The 21,951-nt window shown below is 67.4% G+C and carries 20 protein-coding genes; 9 read left to right on the top strand and 11 right to left on the bottom strand.

Annotated elements, in window-relative coordinates:
* Window positions 1-43 precede the first annotated feature (43 nt).
* A complete protein-coding gene (locus AO057_RS10885; RefSeq protein ID WP_057675794.1) occupies window positions 44-1,744 on the bottom strand; it encodes a thiamine pyrophosphate-binding protein in 1,701 nt (566 codons plus the stop codon).
* Between the two features lie 151 nt (window positions 1,745-1,895).
* Between AO057_RS10885 and AO057_RS10880 the strand changes: the two genes are divergently transcribed.
* The 5 genes from AO057_RS10880 to AO057_RS10860 all read left to right on the top strand — a co-directional run bounded on the left by AO057_RS10880 (window position 1,896) and on the right by AO057_RS10860 (window position 7,303).
* Window positions 1,896-2,546 carry a TetR/AcrR family transcriptional regulator gene (locus tag AO057_RS10880; protein ID WP_057675792.1) on the top strand — a complete coding sequence of 217 codons (651 nt, stop codon included), beginning with the start codon at window positions 1,896-1,898 and terminating at the stop codon, window positions 2,544-2,546.
* A gap of 149 nt (window positions 2,547-2,695) precedes the next feature.
* A complete protein-coding gene (locus AO057_RS10875; protein WP_057675790.1) occupies window positions 2,696-3,673 on the top strand; it encodes a tripartite tricarboxylate transporter substrate binding protein in 978 nt (325 codons plus the stop codon).
* 288 nt (window positions 3,674-3,961) lie between these two features.
* Window positions 3,962-5,125, top strand: a complete 1,164-nt coding sequence (locus AO057_RS10870; protein WP_057675787.1) for a Gfo/Idh/MocA family protein — start codon at window positions 3,962-3,964, stop codon at window positions 5,123-5,125.
* A 97-nt stretch (window positions 5,126-5,222) separates the two neighbouring features.
* Complete coding sequence (locus AO057_RS10865) at window positions 5,223-6,407, top strand: dihydrodipicolinate synthase family protein (RefSeq protein WP_057675786.1); 1,185 nt, start codon at window positions 5,223-5,225, stop codon at window positions 6,405-6,407.
* A gap of 2 nt (window positions 6,408-6,409) precedes the next feature.
* Window positions 6,410-7,303: a sugar phosphate isomerase/epimerase family protein gene (locus AO057_RS10860; protein WP_057675784.1), complete on the top strand. Its 894-nt coding sequence runs from the start codon at window positions 6,410-6,412 to the stop codon at window positions 7,301-7,303.
* A gap of 85 nt (window positions 7,304-7,388) precedes the next feature.
* Here the strand turns inward: AO057_RS10860 and AO057_RS10855 are convergent, their stop codons facing one another.
* Both AO057_RS10855 and AO057_RS10850 read right to left on the bottom strand, forming a co-directional pair.
* Complete coding sequence (locus tag AO057_RS10855; protein WP_156404538.1) at window positions 7,389-8,456, bottom strand: amidohydrolase family protein; 1,068 nt, start codon at window positions 8,454-8,456, stop codon at window positions 7,389-7,391.
* Between the two features lie 91 nt (window positions 8,457-8,547).
* The gene (locus AO057_RS10850; RefSeq protein WP_057675780.1) at window positions 8,548-9,780 is read right to left on the bottom strand and encodes an MFS transporter; all 1,233 of its coding nucleotides are present in this window, start codon (window positions 9,778-9,780) and stop codon (window positions 8,548-8,550) included.
* A gap of 216 nt (window positions 9,781-9,996) precedes the next feature.
* Between AO057_RS10850 and AO057_RS10845 the strand changes: the two genes are divergently transcribed.
* The 4 genes from AO057_RS10845 to AO057_RS10830 all read left to right on the top strand — a co-directional run bounded on the left by AO057_RS10845 (window position 9,997) and on the right by AO057_RS10830 (window position 13,601).
* On the top strand, window positions 9,997-10,434 hold the full coding sequence (locus AO057_RS10845) for a hypothetical protein (RefSeq protein ID WP_057675778.1): 438 nt from the start codon (window positions 9,997-9,999) through the stop codon (window positions 10,432-10,434).
* Window positions 10,435-10,483: 49 nt separating this feature from the next.
* Complete coding sequence (locus tag AO057_RS10840; RefSeq protein ID WP_057675776.1) at window positions 10,484-11,452, top strand: cation diffusion facilitator family transporter; 969 nt, start codon at window positions 10,484-10,486, stop codon at window positions 11,450-11,452.
* A gap of 134 nt (window positions 11,453-11,586) precedes the next feature.
* Window positions 11,587-12,267: a hypothetical protein gene (locus AO057_RS10835; RefSeq protein ID WP_057675775.1), complete on the top strand. Its 681-nt coding sequence runs from the start codon at window positions 11,587-11,589 to the stop codon at window positions 12,265-12,267.
* A complete protein-coding gene (locus tag AO057_RS10830) occupies window positions 12,264-13,601 on the top strand; it encodes a (Fe-S)-binding protein (RefSeq protein WP_057675773.1) in 1,338 nt (445 codons plus the stop codon). The genes AO057_RS10835 and AO057_RS10830 overlap by 4 nt, the downstream gene beginning before the upstream one ends.
* Before the next feature lie 2 nt (window positions 13,602-13,603).
* Here the strand turns inward: AO057_RS10830 and AO057_RS10825 are convergent, their stop codons facing one another.
* The 8 genes from AO057_RS10825 to AO057_RS10790 all read right to left on the bottom strand — a co-directional run bounded on the left by AO057_RS10825 (window position 13,604) and on the right by AO057_RS10790 (window position 21,816).
* Window positions 13,604-14,296, bottom strand: coding sequence for a nucleotidyltransferase family protein (locus tag AO057_RS10825; RefSeq protein ID WP_240480769.1), 693 nt, complete (start codon window positions 14,294-14,296; stop codon window positions 13,604-13,606).
* A 47-nt stretch (window positions 14,297-14,343) separates the two neighbouring features.
* Window positions 14,344-15,483, bottom strand: coding sequence for a vWA domain-containing protein (locus AO057_RS10820; protein WP_057675769.1), 1,140 nt, complete (start codon window positions 15,481-15,483; stop codon window positions 14,344-14,346).
* Window positions 15,477-16,370, bottom strand: a complete 894-nt coding sequence (locus tag AO057_RS10815) for an AAA family ATPase (protein ID WP_057675768.1) — start codon at window positions 16,368-16,370, stop codon at window positions 15,477-15,479. Before AO057_RS10815 ends, AO057_RS10820 begins: the two co-directional genes overlap by 7 nt.
* The gene (locus AO057_RS10810; RefSeq protein WP_057675766.1) at window positions 16,367-16,972 is read right to left on the bottom strand and encodes an SRPBCC family protein; all 606 of its coding nucleotides are present in this window, start codon (window positions 16,970-16,972) and stop codon (window positions 16,367-16,369) included. The genes AO057_RS10815 and AO057_RS10810 overlap by 4 nt, the downstream gene beginning before the upstream one ends.
* A gap of 4 nt (window positions 16,973-16,976) precedes the next feature.
* The gene (locus AO057_RS10805; RefSeq protein WP_057675764.1) at window positions 16,977-19,391 is read right to left on the bottom strand and encodes an aerobic carbon-monoxide dehydrogenase large subunit; all 2,415 of its coding nucleotides are present in this window, start codon (window positions 19,389-19,391) and stop codon (window positions 16,977-16,979) included.
* 56 nt (window positions 19,392-19,447) lie between these two features.
* Complete coding sequence (locus AO057_RS10800) at window positions 19,448-19,936, bottom strand: (2Fe-2S)-binding protein (protein ID WP_057675763.1); 489 nt, start codon at window positions 19,934-19,936, stop codon at window positions 19,448-19,450.
* 25 nt (window positions 19,937-19,961) lie between these two features.
* Entirely contained in the window at window positions 19,962-20,831 is an 870-nt protein-coding gene (locus AO057_RS10795) for an FAD binding domain-containing protein (protein ID WP_057675761.1), read from the bottom strand.
* A 184-nt stretch (window positions 20,832-21,015) separates the two neighbouring features.
* Complete coding sequence (locus AO057_RS10790; protein ID WP_156404537.1) at window positions 21,016-21,816, bottom strand: LytTR family DNA-binding domain-containing protein; 801 nt, start codon at window positions 21,814-21,816, stop codon at window positions 21,016-21,018.
* Between the last annotated feature and the right edge of the window lie 135 nt (window positions 21,817-21,951).

Raw genomic sequence — 21,951 nt, 5'->3', positions numbered from 1 at the left:
TTTTTATGCCCGGCCGCGGCGCCTGCCACGGCCTGCCCTCCCCTCACCCTTTCGCCTGGCGCTCCAGCGCCCCCTGCGTGATGGCGCCCAGGGTGCCGCGGGTGGTGATGACCTCGGGGTCGAGCATGACCTCGATCAGGGTGCCTTCGGGCCGGGCCACCGCGGCTTTCAGCTCCGCTTCGAACTCGGCGGTGCGCGTGACACGTGCGCCGGCGTAGCCGTAGGCGCGGGCCAAGGCCACGAAGTCCGGGTTCTGCAGCTGCGAGCCGCTGACGTGCTGCGGGTACTCGCGCTCCTGGTGCATGCGGATGGTGCCGTACATGCCGTTGTTGAGCAGCACGATCAGGGTCTTGGCGCCGTGCTGCACGGCGGTGGCCAGTTCCTGCCCGTTCATGAGGAAGTCGCCGTCGCCGGCGATGGTGAAGGCCATGCGCCCCGTGGTGATGGCCGTGGCGATGCCGGCGGGCACGCCGTAGCCCATGGCCCCGCTGGTCGGCGCCAGCTGCGTCTTGTCGCCATGGACCAGGCCGCGGTAGCGCCAGAAACGGTGCACCCAGCTCGCAAAATTGCCGGCGCCGTTGGTCACCACCGTGTCGGCCGGCAGGTGCTTTTGCACCAGGGCCACGATGGCCGGCATGTCGATCTCGCCCGGCAGGGGCTGCGGCTGCAGGTTGGCCAGGTAGTCGGCGTTGGCGGCCTGCGTCCACGCCTCCCAGGGCAGGCTGGGTGGCGCGGTCAGCACCTCCAGCGAACGCGCGGCGGCGTTCATGGTGGCGTGGATGGCCAGATCCGCCTGGTAGACGCGGTTGAGCTCCTCGGCGCTGCTGTGGATATGCACCAGCTTCTGCTTCGGCTTCGGCACCTCCAGCAGGGTGTAGCCGCCGGTGGTCATCTCGCCCAGGCGCGGGCCGATGGCGAGGAGGAGGTCGCTGTCCTGGATGCGCTTGGCCAGCCTGGGGTTGGGCGCGATGCCCATGTCGCCCGCGTACTGCGGATGAAGGTTGTCGAAGGTGTCCTGGAAACGGAAGGCATTGCTCACGGGCAGCTTCCAGTTCTCGGCAAAGCGCTGCAGGGCTTGCGCGGCCTGCGGCGTCCAGCCACCACCGCCGGCCACCACCAGGGGGCGCTGCGCCTGCAGCAGCATCTCGCGCAGGCTGCGCAGGGAACCCGGATCGCTCCAGGCCTGCACGGCCTCCACGCGCGGCAGGGGCGCGGCGTCCACCGCCTGCACCAGCATGTCTTCGGGCAGCACCAGCACCACAGGGCCGGGGCGGCCGTTCATGGCGGTGGCGAAGGCACGCGCGACGTACTCGGGGATACGGCGCGCGTCGTCGATGCGCTCGACCCGCTTGGCGAAGCCCTTGGTACTGGGACCGAAGAAGGATTCGTAGTTGACTTCCTGAAAAGCCTCGCGGTCGCGCATGTCACTGGCCACATCGCCCACGAACAACACCATGGGCGTGGAATCCTGGAAGGCCGTGTGCACGCCGATGGAGGCATTGGTGGCACCGGGGCCGCGCGTGACGAAACACACGCCGGGGCGGCCGGTGAGCTTGCCGTGCGCCTCGGCCATGAAGGCAGCCCCGCCCTCCTGCCGGTTGATGACGAACTGGATCTGCTCGCGGTAGGCGTGGAAGCCGTCGAGCACGGCCAGGAAGCTTTCGCCTGGCACGCCGAAGGCATGGGTCACGCCCTGCTCGATCAGGCATTGCACGATCAGGTGTCCCGCTGCTTGTAGTCTCATGTGTCTTTCCTGTGAGGTGCTTCGAGGGTGTCGTTGTTGTGGCCGATTATCCGTGTACGCTCGGCAGCGTTCTGTCGCGCCGCTACGGCAGCAGCGCGGCCGGCGCGCTCGAAAAACTTGATTTAATTCACCAAACGGTTAAATTCACCCCATGGCATCGAAGACCCCCGCCGCCGAAGAACCGCGCTCGCGCGACGCCGACCGATCGCAGCTGGCCATCCTGCTGGCCGCGCGCGACGAGTTCGCCCAGTACGGCCTGGCCGGTGCACGCGTGGACCGCATTGCCGAGCGCGCCGGGCTCAACAAGCGCCTGATCTACTACTACTTCACCAGCAAGGACGAGCTCTTTCTCGCCGTGCTCGAAGCCGCCTACGCCGACATCCGCGCGGCCGAGCAGCAACTGCACCTGACCGACATGCCGCCGCCCCAGGCCATCCGCCGCCTGACCGAGTTCACCTGGAACTACTACCTGGAGCATCCCGAGTTTCTCACTCTGCTCAACAGCGAAAACCTGGAGCACGGGCGGCACCTGGAACACTCCTCGCGCGCGCGCAAGACCAACCTGCCGCTGATCGAAACCCTGGCCGAGATCCTGGAACGAGGCCGGCGCGACGGCGTCTTCCGCGGCGGCATCGACGCCATGCAGCTCTACGTATCCATCGCCGGCATGGCCTATTTCTACCTGAACAACAAGCACACGCTCTCGGCCATCTTCGGCCGTGACCTGATGGTGCCCAAGGCCCTCAACGAGCGTCTGTCGCATATGAGCGACGTCATCCTAGGGTATGTACTGAGAGACTGACGACGGACGGCGCTTGACGCCGGCCCGGTCGCGTTTCTAGAATGCCTCTATTCACCTTTTGGTGAATTAAATCCGGCAAGCCGGTGCGCGACCCCGTCGCCACGAGTTGCCGTGGTGCGCATCCGTTCATGCCCATACCAGGAGACATCATGAAGAAACTTGCCCGTCTTGCCCTCGCCGCTGCGCTCACCGGCGCCGCCCTGCTGCCCGCACTCTCCAGCGCCCAGGGCGCCTACCCGAACAAGCCGATCCGCGTGATCGTGCCCTTCCCGGCCGGCAGCACCACCGACATCATCGCCCGCGCCATCGCCGACAAGATGAGCGCCAGCCTCGGCCAGCCCCTGGTGGTGGACAACCGCGCCGGCGCCAGCGGCACCATCGGCCAGGCGGCCGTGGCCAGCGCCGCTGCCGACGGCTACACCATCCTGATCCACTCGTCCTCGCACACGGTCAGCCCCTCGACCTTCGCCAAGCTGCCCTTCGACACCGTGGCGGACTTCGCAGGCATCACGCCGATCTCCTCGCTCTCCAACGTGCTGGTGATCTCCCCGTCCAAGGGCTACAAGAACCTGGGCGAACTGCTGGCCGCCGCTCGCGCCAAGCCGGGCAGCCTGAACTTCGCCTCGGCCGGCCAGGGCAGCGCCACGCACCTGAACGCCGAGAAGTTCAAGATGGCCGCCAAGATCGATGCGACCAACATCCCCTTCAAGGGCTCGGCCGAAGCCGTGACCGAGGTGATGGCCGGCCGGGTGGACTACTACTTCTCGCCCATCGCCCCGGTGATCGGCCAGATCAAGGGTGGCCAGCTGCAGGCCCTGGCCGTGGGCTCGCCCAGCCGCGCCAGCGCCCTGCCCGACGTGCCCACCACCACCGAAGCCGGCGTGCCGGGCTCGGAGTTCAACTTCTGGATCGGCATGATGGCCCCGGCCAAGACCCCGCGCGACATCGTCAACCGCCTGCACGACGAGGTGCTCAAGGCCCTGGCTTCGCCCGACGTGAAAGAGCGTTTCGCCAAGGTCGGCGCCGACGCCTGGACGCTCAAGCCCGAAACTTTCGACACCTACATCAAGAACGAGATCGCCAGCAACGCCACGCTGGTCAAGGCCGCCGGCCTGCAGCCCCAGTAAACCCTCCAGGGTCTGTTCACACTGTTCTCAAGATGCGTTGCGGATCAAAAAAGTCATGCGGTAGGCGCGTGGACGCCGCCGGGGTAACCCCCGGCAAGTCCGCGCAACACCCCGCATGGTTTTTTTGGCCGCAACCCGGAGGGAACGTGGTTAAAACCACGCCACTCGTTGTTGTACTCCTAGCCCAGGCGGCCAGCCTGAGCGTCGTCGCGCGCCTAGATTGGCGCGGTTTTAACCACGTTCGCACTTGAGAAATCAGTGTGAACAGACCCTAAAGAGAAAACTGACATGCCTACGCAAAGACTCGGCATCATCATGCACGGCGTGACCGGCCGCATGGGGATGAACCAGCACCTGATCCGCTCCATCGTGGCCATCCGCGCCCAGGGCGGTGTCACCTTGTCCAACGGCGACAAGGTCATGCCCGACCCCATCCTGATCGGCCGCAACGCCGAGAAGATGGAGGCCCTGGCCAAGGCGCACAACATCGCCCGCTGGGGTACGGACCTGGACCAGGCCCTGGCGAACAAGGACGACACTGTGTTCTTCGACGCCGGCACCACGCAGATGCGCCCCGCCTTGCTGGCCAAGGCCATCCGCGCTGGCAAGCACGTGTACTGCGAGAAGCCCATCGCCACCAACCTCAACGAGGCGGTGGAGATCGCCCGCCTGGCCGAGAAGTCGGGGCTCAAGCACGGCGCCGTGCAGGACAAGCTCTTCCTGCCCGGCCTGCGCAAGCTCGACATGCTGCGCCGCGCCGGTTTCTTCGGCCGCATGCTCAGCGTGCGCCTGGAGTTCGGCTACTGGGTGTTCGAAGGCGACCTGCAACCCATCCAGCGCCCCAGCTGGAACTACCGTACCGAAGACGGTGGCGGCATGATCCTGGACATGATGTGCCACTGGCGCTACGTGCTGGACAACCTGTTTGGCGAAGTGAAGTCGGTGTCCTGCATAGGCGCCACCCACATCCCCGAGCGCTGGGACGAAGCTGGCAAGCCCTACAAGGCCACCGCCGACGACGCGGCCTACGCCACGGCAGAACTCATCGGCCACAACGGCGAACCGGTGATCGCGCAGCTGAACATGTCCTGGGCCACGCGCGTGAACCGCGAAGACCTGGTCACCTTCCACGTCGATGGCACGCACGGCTCGGCCGTCGCCGGCCTGAGCTCCTGCAAGGCCCAGTCGCGCGTCAACACGCCGCGCCCGGTCTGGAACCCGGACGAGAAACAGACCATGAACTTCACCGAGCAGTGGCAGGACGTGCCGGACACGCAGTTCTACGACAACGGCTTCAAGATCCAGTGGGAACACTTCATCCGCCACGTGGTGGAGAACGAGCCCTACCGCTGGACCCTGCCCGAAGGCGCCAAGGGCGTGCAGCTGGTGGAAGCCGCGCTGCAGAGCTGGAAAGAGCGTCGCTGGATCGACGTCCCCGCACTGAAGATTTGACCCACCCCCGAGGCGCCTGCGGCGCCTCCCCCTCAAGGGGGCGCCACCAGCGGCCCGGCAAAGCCGGCTCCGCGGTGGCCCTCGAAAGGAACACTCCATGCCCTTATCCATCAAACTGCCCAGCCTCTCCGGCACGCTGGAGAACTACGCGCTGAGCGGCAGCACCCCGGTGCAGCCCGCCGGCAAACCCGCCTTCAACCGCATCGCCTACTCTGCCGCCCACGTGGTGGCCGACCCGCGCGCCGCTATCGACCCCTGGCTGCAATGCGCGGTGGACTGGGACGCCACCATCGCCTACCGCCGCCACCTCTGGTCCCTGGGACTGGGCGTGGCCGAGGCCATGGACACGGCACAACGCGGCATGGGCCTGGACTGGCCCACCTCGCTCGAACTCATCCGCCGCTCGATCGACGCGGCCAAGGACATGCCCGGCGCGCTGGTGGCCTCGGGCTGCGGCACCGACCACCTGGTGCTCGAAGACGTGAAGACCGTGGACGAGGTGATCCGCGGCTACGAAATGCAGATGGAAGCCATCGAGAAACTCGGCGGCAAGCTCATCGTCATGGCAAGCCGTGCGCTGGCCCGCGTGGCCAGGAGCCCGGCCGACTACGAACGCGTCTACGACCGCATCCTGTCGCAAGCCCAACAACCCGTGGTGTTGCACTGGCTGGGCGACATGTTCGACCCGGCGCTCAAGGGCTACTGGGGTAATGTGGATGCCGACCAGGCGATGGACACGGCGCTGGCGGTGATCGCGGCGCACCCGGACAAGGTGGACGGCATCAAGATCTCCCTGCTCGACAAGGACAAGGAAATCGCCATGCGGCGTCGCCTGCCCAAGGGCGTACGCATGTACACGGGCGACGACTTCAACTACGCCGAGCTCATCGCCGGTGACGGCTGGGGCCAAGAGGCTTTCCACGGCCAGAGCGACGCCCTGCTGGGCATCTTCGACGCCATCGCCCCCGCCGCCAGCGCCGCCCTGGGCGAACTGGCCAAGGGCAACACCCAGCGCTTCCACGACATCCTGGGCCCCACGGTGCCGCTTTCGCGCCACATCTTCGCGGCGCCCACACGTTATTACAAGACCGGCGTGGTCTTCATGGCCTGGCTCAACGGCCACCAGAGCCACTTCACCATGGTGGGTGGCCAGCAGAGCACACGCTCGCTGGTGCACTTCGCCGAACTGTTCCGCCTGGCCGATGCCGCGAACCTGCTGGAACAGCCCGAGCTGGCCGTACGCCGCATGAAAACCCTGCTGGCCCTGCACGGCGTGGAGTGAGCATGAGAGATTTCTCGTCAGACCACCGCTGGCTCTCCATCAACACCGCCACCGTGCGCAAGCAGCGCGGCGTGGAGCTGCCCCTGCCCGACATCCTGGAGGCCTGCGCGCGCCGCGGCATCCGCGCCATCTCGCCCTGGCGCGACCAGGTGCAGGCCGCGAGCCTGGCCACCATCTCGAAGCTGGTCAAGACCCACGGCTTCGAGCTCTCGGGTTATTGCCGCGGCGGCATGTTCCCGGCCGCCGACGCCGCGGGCCTGAAAGCCGCGCGCGACGACAACCGCCGCGCCGTGGACGAAGCCTGCGAACTGAACGCCGCCTGCCTGGTGCTGGTGGTGGGTGGCCTGCCCGGCGCGCTGGCCGGCCAGGCGACGCACAAGGACATCGCCCTGGCCCGCCAGCAGGTCACCGACGGCATTGCCGAGCTGCTGGCATACGCCCGCGCCCAGAAGATGCCGCTGGCCATCGAGCCCCTGCACCCCATGTACGCGGCCGACCGCGCCTGCATCAACACCCTGGAGCAGGCGCTGGACGTCTGCGATCTGCTGGACCCGGTCAAGCCGGCTGCCGGCCCGCGCGCGCTGGGCGTGGCTGTGGACATCTATCACACCTGGTGGGACCCGAAGCTGCAGGCGCAGATCGAGCGCGCGGGACGTGATGCACGCGTGCTGGGTTTTCACGTCTGCGACTGGCTCACCCCCACGACCGACCTGCTCAACGACCGCGGCATGATGGGCGACGGTGTCATCGACATCCCACGCCTGCGCGGCTGGGTCGAGGACGCGGGTTTTGCCGGCTACAGCGAGGTGGAGATCTTCTCCATCAAGAACTGGTGGCAGCGCGATTGCGGCGAGGTGCTCGACACCTGCATCGCGCGCCACCGCAGCGTGGTGTGAACCTCGCCAGGCTCAATTGGCGACGACCTGAACGAATCCACCCGACCGTCGCGTCGCGCGCCTCGCGGGGCGTGCGCCTGAAACATCAGCCGCCCGCCGGCGGCGCCGACGGGGCTTGAACCGCTGGCGGCTCCTGCAAGCGAAACACCCGCACCGCATTCTTGTACGCCACCTTCTCGGCCGTTTCGGGGCGCAACTGGGCCAGCAGCCCCGTACGTATCACCTTGATCACCTCGTCATAGGTGCTCCAGCTATGGACATCGTCCACGGCCACCATGAAGCGGTCCGGGTAATCCTCGATCAGCTGGGCCCATGCAGGCCTGATGCCGGGTTTGCTGAAAAGACCCGCGCCCCAGTAGATGGTGCGTGCCGGGTCCCTGCCACTCTCCGCGGCCGCCTGGGGCGGGCTGCGAAAACCAAGGTCGCACAGGACATTGGGATGTTGCTCGAAGAAAATCCGGATCTGCCCAGCCTCGCTGTCCTTGCCGCAGTGCGAGAGCAGCACCACGCCTTCGCGGTCCGACGCCAGCAGACGGCCGAGCTGTTCCACCGATTCGGGATGCCACTGCATGTGCAAGGGCAAGGGCACCTTGTGCTTGATCGACAGCTTGTAGAGCTCGCGGAACAGGGGGGCATCTGTGGGCAAGCGACGCAGGAGCTGCCGGATGGTGGTCGAGGTCAGGGCATTGGGATGCAGCTCGGAGAAGACCGCCTGCTGGCCTGAGGACAGCTGCTCGTCGAGCAGCTTGAGCAGGGCCTCGCGTTGCGAACTGGTCTCGTCCGTGTACAGGCGAGCGAGGCCGACGTCTGCATCCGCGCGCCGGATCGACATCCAGCCCACCGACGGGAGGTAACGGTTGCCCAGCAGCTTGCGCGCCTCCAGATCGCGAGCAAAGGATTCAACCCCCGTCAGCCCCTCGATGGCGCCCGCACCCACCACCCAGCGCACATGGTGCTGCTCCATGCGTTCCTTGAGTTCCTGGGGTGTCATGAACCACATCAGGTGGAAATGGACGTCGGCCAGCGGCAGGGTGTCTGCCTGCGTGCCAGCGGCCGGCTGCTGCGCCTGTGCCGTCATCGGCCAGTTCAGAACCAGTGCCAGCGCGCAGAAGAAACGGATCAGGGAACGGTAGGCGGGCATAGGCGGGCTCACGAACAGTGGATGGTTCAGACATCGTAGCCCATGGTTTTTCGGCCGGGCTCCTGACCACACGTCAGCGCGTGGTGGCCCTCCGTGACGCCACTCAGGCGCCCACCGCCACCGTGCGGCGCGTGCGCCGCACACGGAAGGCCGTCACCACCAGCATAAGCTGCACCAGGGCCAGGCCCACGAACAGCGCGCGCCAGGCCTGCTGGTCCATCAGCAGGCCGAAGATCAGCGGCGAGATGGCCTGGCCGATGTCCAGGCCCGCATACACCACGCCATAGACACGCCCGCTGGCGTTCTCGGGCGTGGAACGCTTGATCAGCAGGTCGCGCGAAGGACCGGAAAAACCGGCTGCAAACCCCATGAGCGCGAACAGCACCGGTACGGCCAGGGGCGGCAAACTCGTCAGGCCCAGCACCAGTGAGATGGCGGCCGCCACGGCAAACCCGCCACCCACCACCCGCTCGCTGCGCGCCGGGTCGGTGGCCAGGAAGCCGCCCACCAGCATGCCGCCGGCGCTGGCCAGCATATAGGCCGTCAGGCACACCGCCACCAGGGTCAGGGGCACGCCGTGCAGCTGGCGCGCCGCCTCGGGTGCGAAAGCCTGCACCACACTCAGCGACACGGCGAAGATGAAGAAGAAGGCAAAACACATCCACACCGCGGGGATGCGCAGGAAGTCCAGGCTGCCCTCGCCGGGAGCGTCGGCCGCCGCGCGCGCCGGCGCGCTGGGCGCCAGGGCAAGGCGGCGCCCCTGCCACCAGCACAGCAGCAGCACGGCCACCACCAGGGACCCGGCCACGGCCAGGGACACACGCCAGGAATACAGCAGCGCCAAGGGTGCCAGCAGGGCCGACGCCACGGCCCAGCCCAGGGTGCCGCTGATGCCGTGCACGCTGTAGGCATGGCCCAGGCGCGGCGCGCTGACCTTGCGGTTGATGAGCGTGTAGTCCACCGGGTGGAACACACCATTGCCCATACCCGCCACCACGGAAAACCCCATCAGCATCACGTAGCTGGTGCTCAATGAAAAGCCGAAGGCCGCCAGCGACAGCAGGGCCAGGCCCGTGTAGAGCACGGGACGCGGGCCGTAGCGGTCCACCCAGAAGCCCGACAGCGCCTGCACCGTGCAGGAGACGACAAAGAAGATCGTCATCAGGAAACCCAGCTCGGCATAACTGGCGTTGAAGGCGTCTTTCAGCCAGGGAAAGAGCGGCGGCAACAGCAGCTGGCTGAAGTGGCTCATGAGATGGGCCAGGCCGATCAGGCCGATCAGGCTGGCGTCCTCGCGCAGGGAAACAGGGGTGGAAGCGAGGCTCGCAGTGCTCATGACGCGATGGTAATGCAGGCCCCTGCGCGCTGCCCGGCAAGACCCCCCGGCTGACGCAGCGTGAACTATTGCACGTGATGCCCGGCGAACTGCTGCATCGCAGCAGGCACCCGCCGCTTCCGTGAACTTGTCCCTCGCCAGATCACCGGGCCGGGACAAGAATCCACTCGAACAGCACATCATTGCCGCATCAAAGAACGCTAGGGGAGCCCCATCATGATCATCCTGCCCATCGGCCCCGAATCCGAACCTGAACGCGCTGCGGCCCCGGCGTCGCGGCCCGCTCCGCTGCAAAGCACGCTGCGGGTCCTGGTCTACGGCTTTTCTCCCTCCGAACGGGAGTTGATCCAGGGCATCGTGTCGCTGTCGCAGCGCCGCCCGCTGCGTCTGGAGCTGACCCGCTCCGATGACGCCGACACCGCCGACGTCATCCTGCTCGACGGGGCGGACGCCAAGGTCATGGCCTGGGCCGCCAAAGCCAGCATGCTGGTGGGCAAGACCGTGATCCAGGTCGATGGCCAGAGCGCCCCCCACGGCGCCACCCATCTGCAGCGTCCCATCCAGTGGCCCAAGCTGCCCTCGCTGCTGCTGCACGCGATGGACCCCAACTCCCCCCTGCTGAGCACACGCCAGTCGCTGATTTCCACGTTCTGAAACGTCCCCGCCCGCGGGCGGCGCGTGCCGGCGCGGGCATACTGGGGACATGGCACACGAGCACCCGCACGATCATTCCCACGACGCGCACGACAAGGCTGCCGCTCACGGGCACGCCGGTCATCATCACCCCGCCCCGGCCAACTTCAACCGCGCCTTTGCCATCGGCATCGCGCTCAACACCGGCTTCGTGGCGGTGGAAGCCTGGTACGGCTGGCAGATCAACTCCCTGGCCCTGCTGGCTGACGCCGGCCACAACCTGAGCGACGTGGCCGGCCTGCTGCTGGCCTGGATGGCCGCCCTGGCTGCGCGCCTGCAGCCCGATGCGCGCCACACCTACGGCTGGCAACGCGCCTCCATCCTGGCCGCCTTCACCAATGCGGTTCTGCTGCTGGTCGCCATGGGCTCGCTGGGCTGGGAAGCCTTCCAGCGCCTGGGCTCGCCCGAGCCCACGCAGGGCTGGACCATCATCACGGTGGCGGCCATCGGCATCGTGGTCAACACCGCCACCGCCCTGCTCTTCCTGCGCGGCGGCGAGCACGACCTCAACGTGCGCGGCGCCTTCCTGCACATGGCGGCCGACGCCGTGGTCTCGCTGGGCGTGGTCATCGGCGGCGCGCTCTACCTCTGGCAGGGCTGGGCCTGGCTGGACCCGGTCATGAGCCTGGGGATCGCCGCCGTCATCGTCGTCGGCACCTGGGGCCTGCTGCGCCAGTCCCTGCATCTGCTGTTCGACGGCGTGCCCGAGCACGTGGACCTGCCCGCCGTGCAGGCCTGGCTGGCCGCACAACCCCGCGTGGCGCGCGTGGATGACCTGCACGTCTGGGCCATGAGCACCACACGGGTCGCCCTGACCGCTCACCTGGTGATGCCGCAGGGCCACCCGGGGGATGACTTCCTGCGCGAAGTGAGCGTAGGCCTGCACGAGCGCTTCGGCATCGACCACGCCACCCTGCAGACCGTGACGGCGCCGATGCTGCAGCACTGCCACGATCCAGGCCGCAGAGCCGTCGGCTGATCCTTCCCGACAGCACTCCAAAGCTATTTTTTTGATAGCAAATGGATCAGAAAATCCGACGACATTGAAGTGCCCATGCATCAGCGTTACCATGGGCCTGTCGATCCCGTGCCACGCCGGCGCAAGGAGGGAACATGGATTTTCTCGATTGGGTTCGCGGCCCGCTATTTGTCGCCTCCCTGCTGGTGTTCGTGCTCGGCGTCACGTGGCGCTTGTGGGTGCTCTGGCGCCTGCCGGCCAGCAAGCAGCCGCAAGCCCCCGCCCGCCAGCCCTTCGGCACGGCCGATGCGCTCAGCGCCAGTCTGGGCCGCATGCTGCCCCACCGCGGCTTCCACCCCAGTGCCACACTGGTCACCCTCAACCCCTATGTGTTCCACATCGGGCTGGCGCTGGTCTTCTTCGGTTACGCGCCGCACATCGCCTTCATCCAGCGCCTGACCGGCCTGGGCTGGCCCGCCCTGCCGGACATGGTGATGTACCTGGCCGCGGCGGCCACCATCGTCTCGCTGCTGCTGGCCATCGTGTTCCGCCTCTCCGACCCGGTGCTGCGCAAGATCTCGCGCGCCGATGACCACATCACCTGGGCGCTGACGCTGTTGCCGCTGATCACCGGCATGGGTGTGGTGGGCGAGCCGTCCAGCTCACTGCTGGCGCACGCCAGCCCGGTCTACCGCGACCCGCTGGCCATCCACCTGCTGAGCCTGGAGCTGCTGCTGATCTGGTTCCCCTTCGGCAAGCTGATGCACGCCTTTCTCGTCCTGCCCAACCGCATGCAGCTGGCCCGCTTCCTGGGCCGCCGGGGAGTACGCACATGATCGACATGGCCGTGTTCAAGCAGTTCCAGGAGGCCATCCGGCACCTGGGCGAGATGGCGCAACCCGAGGTGCTGGTCGACGAGCAGCGGCTGGCCCGCGCCAAGGCCGTGATGCACGACAAGACCGACCGCGCGCTGGCCCTCGATCTGGAGTCCTGCGTCAACTGCGGCTACTGCTCCGAGGCCTGCCACTTCTACCAGAGTACGCAGGACCCGAAATACACCCCCACGCGCAAGCTCGACCTGCTGCGGCGCGTGCACATGCGCGAGACCTCGGCCTTCGCCCCGCTGCGGCGCCTCTACACGAAGGACATCACGGTCGACGAGCTGCGTGAATGGCAGGAGCTGGTCTACGACAGCTGCACCGAATGCGGACGCTGCAGCATGGCCTGCCCCATGGGCATCAATATCGCGCGTGGTGTCAACGTCATGCGCGAAGCGCTGTCGCAGGCCGGCCTGGTGCCGCTGGAACTGATGGCCGTGGCGCAGGAGCAGGCCGGTCGCGGCACGGTATTCGGCGTCGGCCCGAAAGAGCTGGCAGGCTGTGTGCAGGCGCTGCGCACCCAGGGCATCACCATCCCGCTGGACGAGGCGCAGGCCGATGTGCTGCTGGTCACCACGGTGATCGACGTGCTGCTGTTCCAGGACGCGCTGGCCGCCACGGCGCGCATCCTCAACCACCTGGGCGTGAAGTGGACGCTACGCAGCGCCGGTTTCGAAGCGGCCAACTTCGGCCTGCTCTCGGGCAACGAAGCGCTGCAAAAGGCCGCCAGCCAGCGCCTGGTGGACGAGGCGCTGGCCATCGGCGCGCGCACCCTCATCCTGCCCGAATGCGGCCACGCCTACCCGGCCCTGCGCTGGGAAGGGCGGCTGGCCGATGGCTCCCCCCTGCCCTTCGAGGTGCTGGCCGCCTCCGAGTTCGTCGGCCGCGAAATCCAGGCCGGGCGCCTGCAGCTGCAGCCAGGCGATGGCAGTGCCAAGCTGACCTACCACGATGCCTGCAAGCTGGCACGCCACGGCGGTGTGATCGACGAACCGCGTGCGGCACTCCATGCGCTCGGTGCCGATTTCCGCGAAAGCACGCCCACGGCCGAGCTCAACTGGTGCTGCGGCGGCGGTGCCGGCGCTTTCCTGATCAACCGCGCCGCGCCGCTGCGGCACAAGGCCTGGGAAATCAAGCGTGAGCAGATCGAAGCCACCGGGGCCGACACCGTGGTGCTCTCTTGCGCCAGCTGTCGCCTGAACTTCATGGAAGCCGCCGAGATCGACCAGTGGCCCACGCGCATCGCCAGCCTGGTCGAGCTGGTGGCCGAGCAGCTGCCCTCCAGGCCCTGAGCTCAGGCAGCCACGTCCTTGGTGCCGGCATAGGCCTGCGGCCAGCTCAGCGTGTGGCCGGTGCTGGCGGCGAAGCGCTCCAGGTCTTCGGGCGTGTCGATGTCGATGCGGTAATGCCGGTTGTCGGTCTCGAACCACTGCACGCTTTCCGGATGCTTCTCGCGCCAGTTGCGGCAGGTGAGGTCGGCGCTGCCGGCCAGCCACTGCTCGCGCAGCGCGGCATCGAACATCACCGGGTTGCCGGGTGCCGTGCTGCCGTCCGCCGCGCTCACGCGCGGCACCACCATGGATTTCTCGCCGCGCTTGCGGTAGGCGCTGATCAGGGCGGTGATGTCCTGCGCCGTGATCAGGGGCTGGTCGGCCAGCGCCACCATCACGGCGTCGATGCGCGGCGACAGGGCCTGCAAGCCGATGCGCACCGACGAGGCCTGGCCCTCGTCGGGCGCGGGGTTGTGCACCAGGGTGATGGGCAGGTGCCGGATGGCGGCTTCGATGGCCTGGGCATGGTGGCCCAGCACAACCACCACCTCATCGACACCGGCGCCCGACAGGGCCACCAGTTGCCGCATGATCAGCGGCACGCCGCCGAGTTCGAGCAGCGACTTCGGCTTGCCCCCCAGGCGCGAGCCGGCGCCCGCAGCCAGCAAGACGGCGCCCACGGTCATGCGGCTGTAGAGGCCATTGGCTTTGAACATGCATCCCATACCCGAACTCCTTCAATAAGGCGTGATCACGCCGCCGCTCATCCCAATGCCTCGATCAGCCGGGGCAACACCGCCTTGAGGCTGGCCAGGTCGCCGGCCGGCGCCAGCAGATCCAGGTGCGGCAGGGCCGCCAACATGCCCTGGCTGACGGGCGCATAACCCGGCTGATTGCCCAGAGGGTTGAGCCAGACCACCCGCCGCGCACGGCGCCGCAGCTGCGCCAGGGCGCCCGACAACGCCGCCGGTTCACCCGTATCGTAGCCGTCGCTCAGGATGATGACGGCCGTGCGGGAATTCACGGTGCGCGCGGCATGTTCGCGGTTGAACTGCGCCAGGCTCTCGCCGATGCGCGTGCCGCCGGCCCAGCCCTGCGCCAGCAGGTGCAGCCGCTCCTGCGCACGCCAGGGGTCGGTATCGTGCAAGGCCTGCGACACCCCGGTGACACGCGTGTGGAAGATGAAGCTGTGCACGTCACTCAATTCAGCGCTGAGCGCGCGCGCCAGCCGCAGGTAGAAAAAGCTGTAGAGCACCATGGAGCGGCTCACGTCGATCAGCAGCACCAGGCGCGGGCGCACGCGCTTGCGGTCCTTCCACTGCAGGTGAAAAGGCGTGCCACCGCTGGCCACGCTGCGCCTGATGGTGGCGGGCAGGTCCAGGCGGCGGCCATGGCGCGCGCGCGCCTCGCGGCGCAGGCGGATGTGCTTCAACTGGCGGGCGAACTGCCGCATCAGGGCTTCGATGTCCAGCGCGTGCTCGCGTTCGGTCAGCGCGCGGAAATCGGTGGAGCTCAGCACCTCCTGCCGGCTGGCGGTCTGGCGCGGCCGGATGTCCTCGCTGTCCTCGGTGGGCGCGCGGTCACCGGCCGGACCCTGCGGCTGGTGGCCGCTGAGGAAACCGCTGTCGCGCCGCTCCGGGCGTTGCCACTTGTTGGCGGGCAGGAACCAGGTATCGAACAGTGTGTCGAAACGCCGCCACTCTTCGGCGCGGCCGCACAGCAGGGCCCGCAGGCTCCAGCGCAGCATGTCCGGATCGAGCAGGCCCACGCGCTCGGCCGTGCGCAGCACTTCGACGCCGTCACCGCCGCCCACCGCAAAACCATTGGCGCGCAGGAAACCGGGGAAACCCGCCAGGCGCGTGCTGGCCAGCGCTTCCAGCGCCGACGCGTCCGTGCTCAGCATGCGGCCGCCAGCCGGGCGACGACCTCGCGCGTGAAGGCCACGCGGTCGTCGCGCGTCTTGATCAGGGCGCCCAGTGTCTGCAGAATGCGCTCGGCACCGTCCTTCTCGATCACCGTGATGCCCAGCCGCAGCAGCGCGGCGGCCCAGTCCAGCGTCTCGGCGATGCCCGGTTTCTTCTGCAGCTCCATGCGGCGCACGCTCTGCACGAAGGCCACCACCTGTGCGGCGAGCGCCGCCGGCACGCCGGGCGCTTTTGCGTGCACGATGGCGAGTTCCTTGTCGTAGTCCGGGTAGTCGATGTAATGGTAGAGACAGCGCCGGCGCAGGGCGTCCGACAGCTCGCGCGTACCGTTGGAGGTGATCACCACCAGGGGCCGGGTGATGGCGCGCACCGTGCCGAGTTCGGGGATGGAGAGCTGGAAGTCCGAGAGCAGTTCCAGCAGATAGGCTTCGAAGGCCTCGTCAGCGCGGTCCACCTCGTCGATCAGCAGCACGGGGGCTTGCTCGCAGGTGATGGCCTCCAGCAGCGGGCGTTTGAGCAGGTAGCGTTCGGAGAAGATGTCCTGCTCCTTCTGCGCAATGCCACGGTCGTCGTGCTCCAGCAGCTTGATGGCCAGCAACTGCCGCTGGTAGTTCCATTCGTACATGGCCGCATGGGCGTCCAGGCCTTCGTAACACTGCAGGCGGATCAGGCGCGTATCGCGCAGGGTTGCCAGCACCTTGGCCACTTCGGTCTTGCCGACGCCGGCGTCGCCTTCGAGCAGCAGGGGCCGCTCCAGGTCCTGCATCAGCATCAGCGCCGCCACCAGGCCCGGTTCGGCGATATAGCCAGCGCGTGCCAGGTCCTGCTGCCAGGCAGCCAGCTCCTGCGCACGCGAAACGCTCATGCCCTCTTCGCCGAGAACAGCGACTTGAACCAGTCCTTGATCACAGCCCAGGCCAGGGCGAGGGCATTCAGCTGCGTCGGTTCAGGAGCCGCCGCCGGGGCACCCCCGCCCGCCGACGCAGACGGCCCGCCGGGCCCGTTCGCCTGCAGGGCCTGCACCTTGGCCGCGAAGTTGTCGGCAAACTGCTTGAGCACCTGGTCGGCCACCGAGTTCATCATGCGCCCGCCAAAGGCGGCAGCCTTGCCGCTCATCGACACCTCGCTGTTGCCCACGAGGTTGCAGGCTGTGTCGCTCACCGCCTCGATGCGCGCCGTCAGGTCCATGGACGCGCCGGAACTGCCGGTGGAGTCCGTGCCCTTGCCGATCAGGCGCAGGGTGCGGCTGGTCGCGTCGATGGCCTTGACCTCCACCTCGCCGCGAAACGACATGCTGGCCGGCCCGAACTTGACCGCCACCGTGCCCTTGTAGTGCTGCGCATCGGTGCGTTCGGTGATGCGCGCGCCGGGCATGCAGCTGGCCACGCCCTCGATGTCCTGCAGCAGCGTCCAGGCCGTCTGCGCCGAGCCGGGCATGGGGAAGGTTTTTTCCAGTGTGACGTTCATGTACTTATCGTTTGTTGATGCCCAGCGCCTGGCACTGCTGCCAGACACGGTAGGCGCTGTGCGGCATGTCCATGTGGGTCACCCCCAGGTGCGCAAACGCGTCGATCACCGCGTTGCTGAAGCAGGGAATGCCGCCCACGTGCGGCGATTCGGCCACGCCCTTGGCACCGATGGGGTGGTGCGGGCACGGCGTCACCGTGTGGTCGGTCTCCCAGTGCGGCGTCTCCATGGCGGTGGGCAGGAAGTAGTCCATCAGGCTGTTGCCCAGGTGGTTGCCGTTGTCGTCGAAGGGGATCTGCTGCCCGAAGGCCACCGCAAAGGCTTCGGTCAGGCCGCCGTGGATCTGGCCTTCGATGATCATGGGGTTGATGCGGGTGCCGCAGTCGTCCAGCGCGTAGAAGCGACGCACCTTGCTCTCGCCGGTGTACTTGTCGATGTCCACCACGCACAGGTAGGTGCCGAAGGGGTAGGTCAGGTTCGGCGGATCGTAGTAGGACACGGCGTTCAGGCCCTGCTCCATGCCGGCCGGCAGGTTGCCGGTGTGCGAGACCAGGCAGATCTCCTTCATGGTCTTGTGCTGGCCGGGGTTGCCCTTGACGGTGAAGCGGTCGATCTCCCATTCCAGGTCGCCCTCGGCCACTTCGAGCAGGTGGGCCGCGATCTTCTTGGCCTTGTCCTTGATCTTGCGCGCGGCCTGTGCGGTGGCCGCGCCCGACACCGGCGTGGAGCGCGAGCCCCAGGTGCCCGCGCCATAGGGCGACTTGTCAGTGTCGCCCTCCTCCACCACGATGTCGCTGGCCGGCAGGCCCAGCTCGGTGGCGATGATCTGCGCGTAGGTGGTCGCGTGGCCCTGGCCCTGCGTCATGGTGCCCAGGCGGGCAATCACGCCGCCGGTGGGGTGCACGCGGATCTCGCAGCTGTCGAACAGGCCGATGCCCAGGATGTCGCAGACCTTGGTCGGCCCGGCGCCGACGATTTCGGTGAAGGTGGCCAGGCCGATGCCCATCAGGGTCGGGCTGTTCGGATCGGCACGCTTCTTCGCCTGCTCGGCGCGCAGGCCCTTGTAGTCCACCGCGTCCAGCACTTTCTCCAGCGCCGGGTGGTAGGCCCCGCTGTCCAGCGTCCAGCCCAGCGAGGTGGTGTAGGGGAACTGCTCGGACTTGACGAAATTGCGCCGGCGGATCTCGGCCTTGTCGATGCCCAGCTTCTGCGCCAGCACGTCGATCATGCGTTCGATCAGGTAAACCGCCTCGGTCACGCGCAGCGAGCAGCGGTAGGCCACGCCGCCGGGCGCCTTGTTGGTGAAGACCGCGTCCACGCGGCAATAGGCGTTGGGGATGTCGTAGGAGCCGGTGCAGATCGAGAACAGGCCCGCCGGCAGCTTGGTGGCCGAGACGTGCGAGTTGAAGGCGCCGTGGTCGGCCAGGGCGGTGAAGCGCAGGCCCTTGATGCGGCCGTTCTTGTCGGCCGCCAGCTCACCCACGCCGTGGTAGTCGCGCGCAAAACCGGTGGTGGAGATGTTGTCTATGCGCGACTCGATCCACTTGATCGGCACGCCCGTCACGATGGACGCGACGATGGCGACCACGTAACCCGGGTAGATCGGCACCTTGTTGCCGAAGCCGCCGCCGATGTCGCCCCCGACCACGCGGATCTTGCTTTCCGCCACGCCCGAGAGCATGGCCAGCACGGTGCGCACCAGGTGCGGGGCCTGCGTGGTCATGTAGACCGTCAGGTAGCCGGTGGCCTTGTTGAAGGAGGCCACGCAGCCGCAGGTCTCCAGCGGGCAGGGATGCACGCGCGGGTTGAGGATCTCCTCGCGCACCACGATCTCGGCGTTCTTGAAAGCCGTGTCGGCGGCCGCCTTGTCGCCGGCCTCCCAGGTGAAGATGTGGTTGGGGTGGGTGCGCGGGCCGTGGCTCAGGTCCTTCTTGTCGACGATGTCCTCGCGGATGATGGGCGCGTCCTTGTCCAGGGACTTCCTGGGGTCCACGATGGCCGGCAGTTCCTCGTAGTCCACCTCCACCAGGTCGGCGCCGTCGGCGGCGGCGTAGCGGTCGGTGGCCAGCACCATGGCCACTTCCTGCATCTGGAAACAGACCTTCTTGTCAGCCAGCACGGCCTGCACGTCGCCGCCGATGGTGGGCATCCAGTGCAGGTTCACCGGCTTGAGGTCGTCGGCGGTCAACACCGCGATAACGCCCGGGCAGGCCAGCGCCTTGCTCTTGTCGATCGACTTGATGCGGGCGTGCGCATAGGGGCTGCGCACGATGGCGCCGAACAGCATGCCCGGCAGCTTGATGTCGTCGACGTAGGTGCCCTGGCCGCGGATGAACTTGGCGTCCTCCTTGCGCAGCAGCGAGGTGCCCATGCCCTGCAGCTTGTCTTCGCGTTCCTTCAGATCAGACATATTGCCCATGTGAATCTCCGGTGTGTTCGGTGCGTTCGTTGTGTGTGTGACAGCGGGGGTGCGCGTCAGGCCGTTGCGGTGGCCGCCAGCTTCTTGGCGGCGGACTGCACGGCCTTGACGATGTTCTGGTAGCCCGTGCAGCGGCACAGGTTGCCGGCGATGCCGTAGCGGATGTCCTGCTCGCTCGGGTTGGGGTTCTCCTTGAGCAGCCGGTAGGCGCGCGTCATCATGCCGGGCGTGCAGAAGCCGCATTGCAGGCCGTGCTCCTCGTGGAAGGCCTGCTGGATGGCGTGCAGCACGCCGCCCTGCTCCAGGCCCTCGACCGTCAGCATGTCGGCGCCCTCGCACTGCACCGACAGCACCGTGCAGGACTTGAGCGACATGCCGTCCACGTCCACCGTGCAGGCGCCACAGTGCGAGGTCTCGCAGCCGATATGCGGGCCGGTGTGCAGCAGCCGCTCGCGCAGGGTGTGGATCAGCAGCTCGCGCGGCTCCACTGCCGTCTCGACCTTCTTGCCGTTGAGCTGGAACGACACCGTTTGTGTTTTCGCCATGTTCTGTCTCCTGTGTTCTTCTGGTTCAGGCCTTGGCCGCGCGCTCGTACGCCTTCTGCAGCGCGCGCCGGGTCATCTCGCCGCACATGGCCCGCTTGTAGTCGGCGTCGCCGCGCTGGTCGGGCGCCGGGTCGCAGATGCCCATGGCCAGGCGGGTCGCCTCGTTCAGGCTGGCGTCGTTGATCTGCTTGCCAACCAAGGCAGCCTCGGCGGCCGTGGCCTTGAGCGGCGTGGCGCCGACGTTGGTCAGCGCGATGCTGACTTTGGCGACGGTGTTGCCCTTCATCTGCAGCATCACGGCCGTGGCGGCGGTGGCGAAGTCGCCGGTCTTGCGCTTGAGCTTCTGGTAGGCGTAGCCGCAACCGGCGGCCGGCACCGGCACCCGGACCTGGGTCAGGATCTCGCCCGGCTCCAGCAGCGTGGCATACATGCCGAGGAAATAGCCGTCGGCCTTGACCACGCGCTCGCCCTTCGGGCCCTGCAGCACGAAAGAGGCGTCCAGCGCCAGCATCAGGGCCGGGTGGTCGTTGCCCGGGTCGCCGTGCGAGATGTCGCCGCCGATCGTGCCCTTGTAGCGCACCTGCGGGTCGGCGATCAGGCCGGCGCCCTCGACCAGCAACGGCACCTTGTCGGCCAGCAGCTTGGAGTTGAGCAGGTCGTATTCGGTGGTCATGGCCCCGATGCGGATCTCGTTGCCCACCTGCGCGATGCCGCGCAGGTCCGTGATCTTGCCCAGGTCGATCAGGTGGGCGGGCTGGGCGAAACGCAGTTTCATCATGGGCAGCAGGCTGTGGCCGCCGGCCAGCAGCTTGGCGTCGTCACCCAGGGTGGACAGCAGCTTGAGCGCCTCCGGCACCGTGCGGGGGCTGTGGTAATCGAATGGGACTGTGATCACGTTGTCTCCTTTGTTGGGTCTCAAAACCTCTCGGAGAGTGAATCTAGCGCCGACGCATCCGGTTTTGGCGCCCATGCAATCAACCGTCGTCCCGCTTGCACGAATGGCAGCCGACGCGCACGAACGTGCATGCGGCACGCACATCCCTACATAAGCCGCCGCTGATGCCGGCGGCCCGGTGCCTTCAGTTACGCACCGGGGCCGGATCGACCAGGCCGAGATGCTCCAGCAGCGTGGGGGCGCTGGAGCGCGAGACCGGGATCTCCACTGGCGTGGGGCCCATCATGCGCAGCGTCATGCGGCCGTCGTCGCGCACGATCTCGTCCACGTGCGAGAGGTTGACGATGTAGCTGCGGTGCACGCGCAGGAACAGCTGCGGGTCCAGCCGGCCTTCCAGGTCGCCGATGTTGAGGTTGCAGAACTGGCTGCCCTGCCCCGTGTGCACCCAGGTGTAGTGGCCTTCCGAGCGGATGAAGGACACCGAGGGCACGTCCACCAGCAGCACGCGGTTCTGCTTGATGGTGGGAATCTTGCGCAGCAGGCGACGCTCGGCGGCCTCGCCGCTGTCGCGCCCGCGGGCAACCCCCTCGGCCTCGGGGCTCACCACGTCGGTGATGTCGTAGAACACCAGGGTGTAACCGGTGGTCGCACCCTGCATGTCGCCGATCTTGGACACCTTGATCAGCAGCATGCGGTCGGGGATGTTGATCATCATCGCCATGGGCGGCGCGTTGTTCACCGGGCACTCGGCCTGGTCCAGCAGGAACTTCACCTTGTTCTTGGCGGCGTCGGGGTGAAAGTCCAGCACGTACTTGTCGAAGGGCAGCTTGTCCTGCACCGGCAGGCTGCGCCGCGCAAAGTCGTTCATGCCCACCACGTGCAGCGCCTTGTCCAGGTGGATCACGCCGACGTCGAAACGCTCCAGCAGGTAGAGCCAGGAATTCGGGTTGGCCGCGGGGGCAGCCGACATGGGACAGCTTTTCATGGTTGCAGCATTCCTTTGGGGGCAGCCCGGCAGGCCCGTCATGGCCGGCGTGCTCGTGCCGGCTGGCGGGCGCTCATGCAACGCAGCTGCGTTTCATTCACGAAGCCGGCGTGTTCGTCCTGTACGTACTAGAGT

The organism is Curvibacter sp. PAE-UM (assembly GCF_001432305.1).
GTDB lineage: Bacteria > Pseudomonadota > Gammaproteobacteria > Burkholderiales > Burkholderiaceae_C > Hylemonella.
Note: the sequence above shows the minus strand (reverse complement) of the source record. Positions and strands in the feature narration are given on the sequence as shown.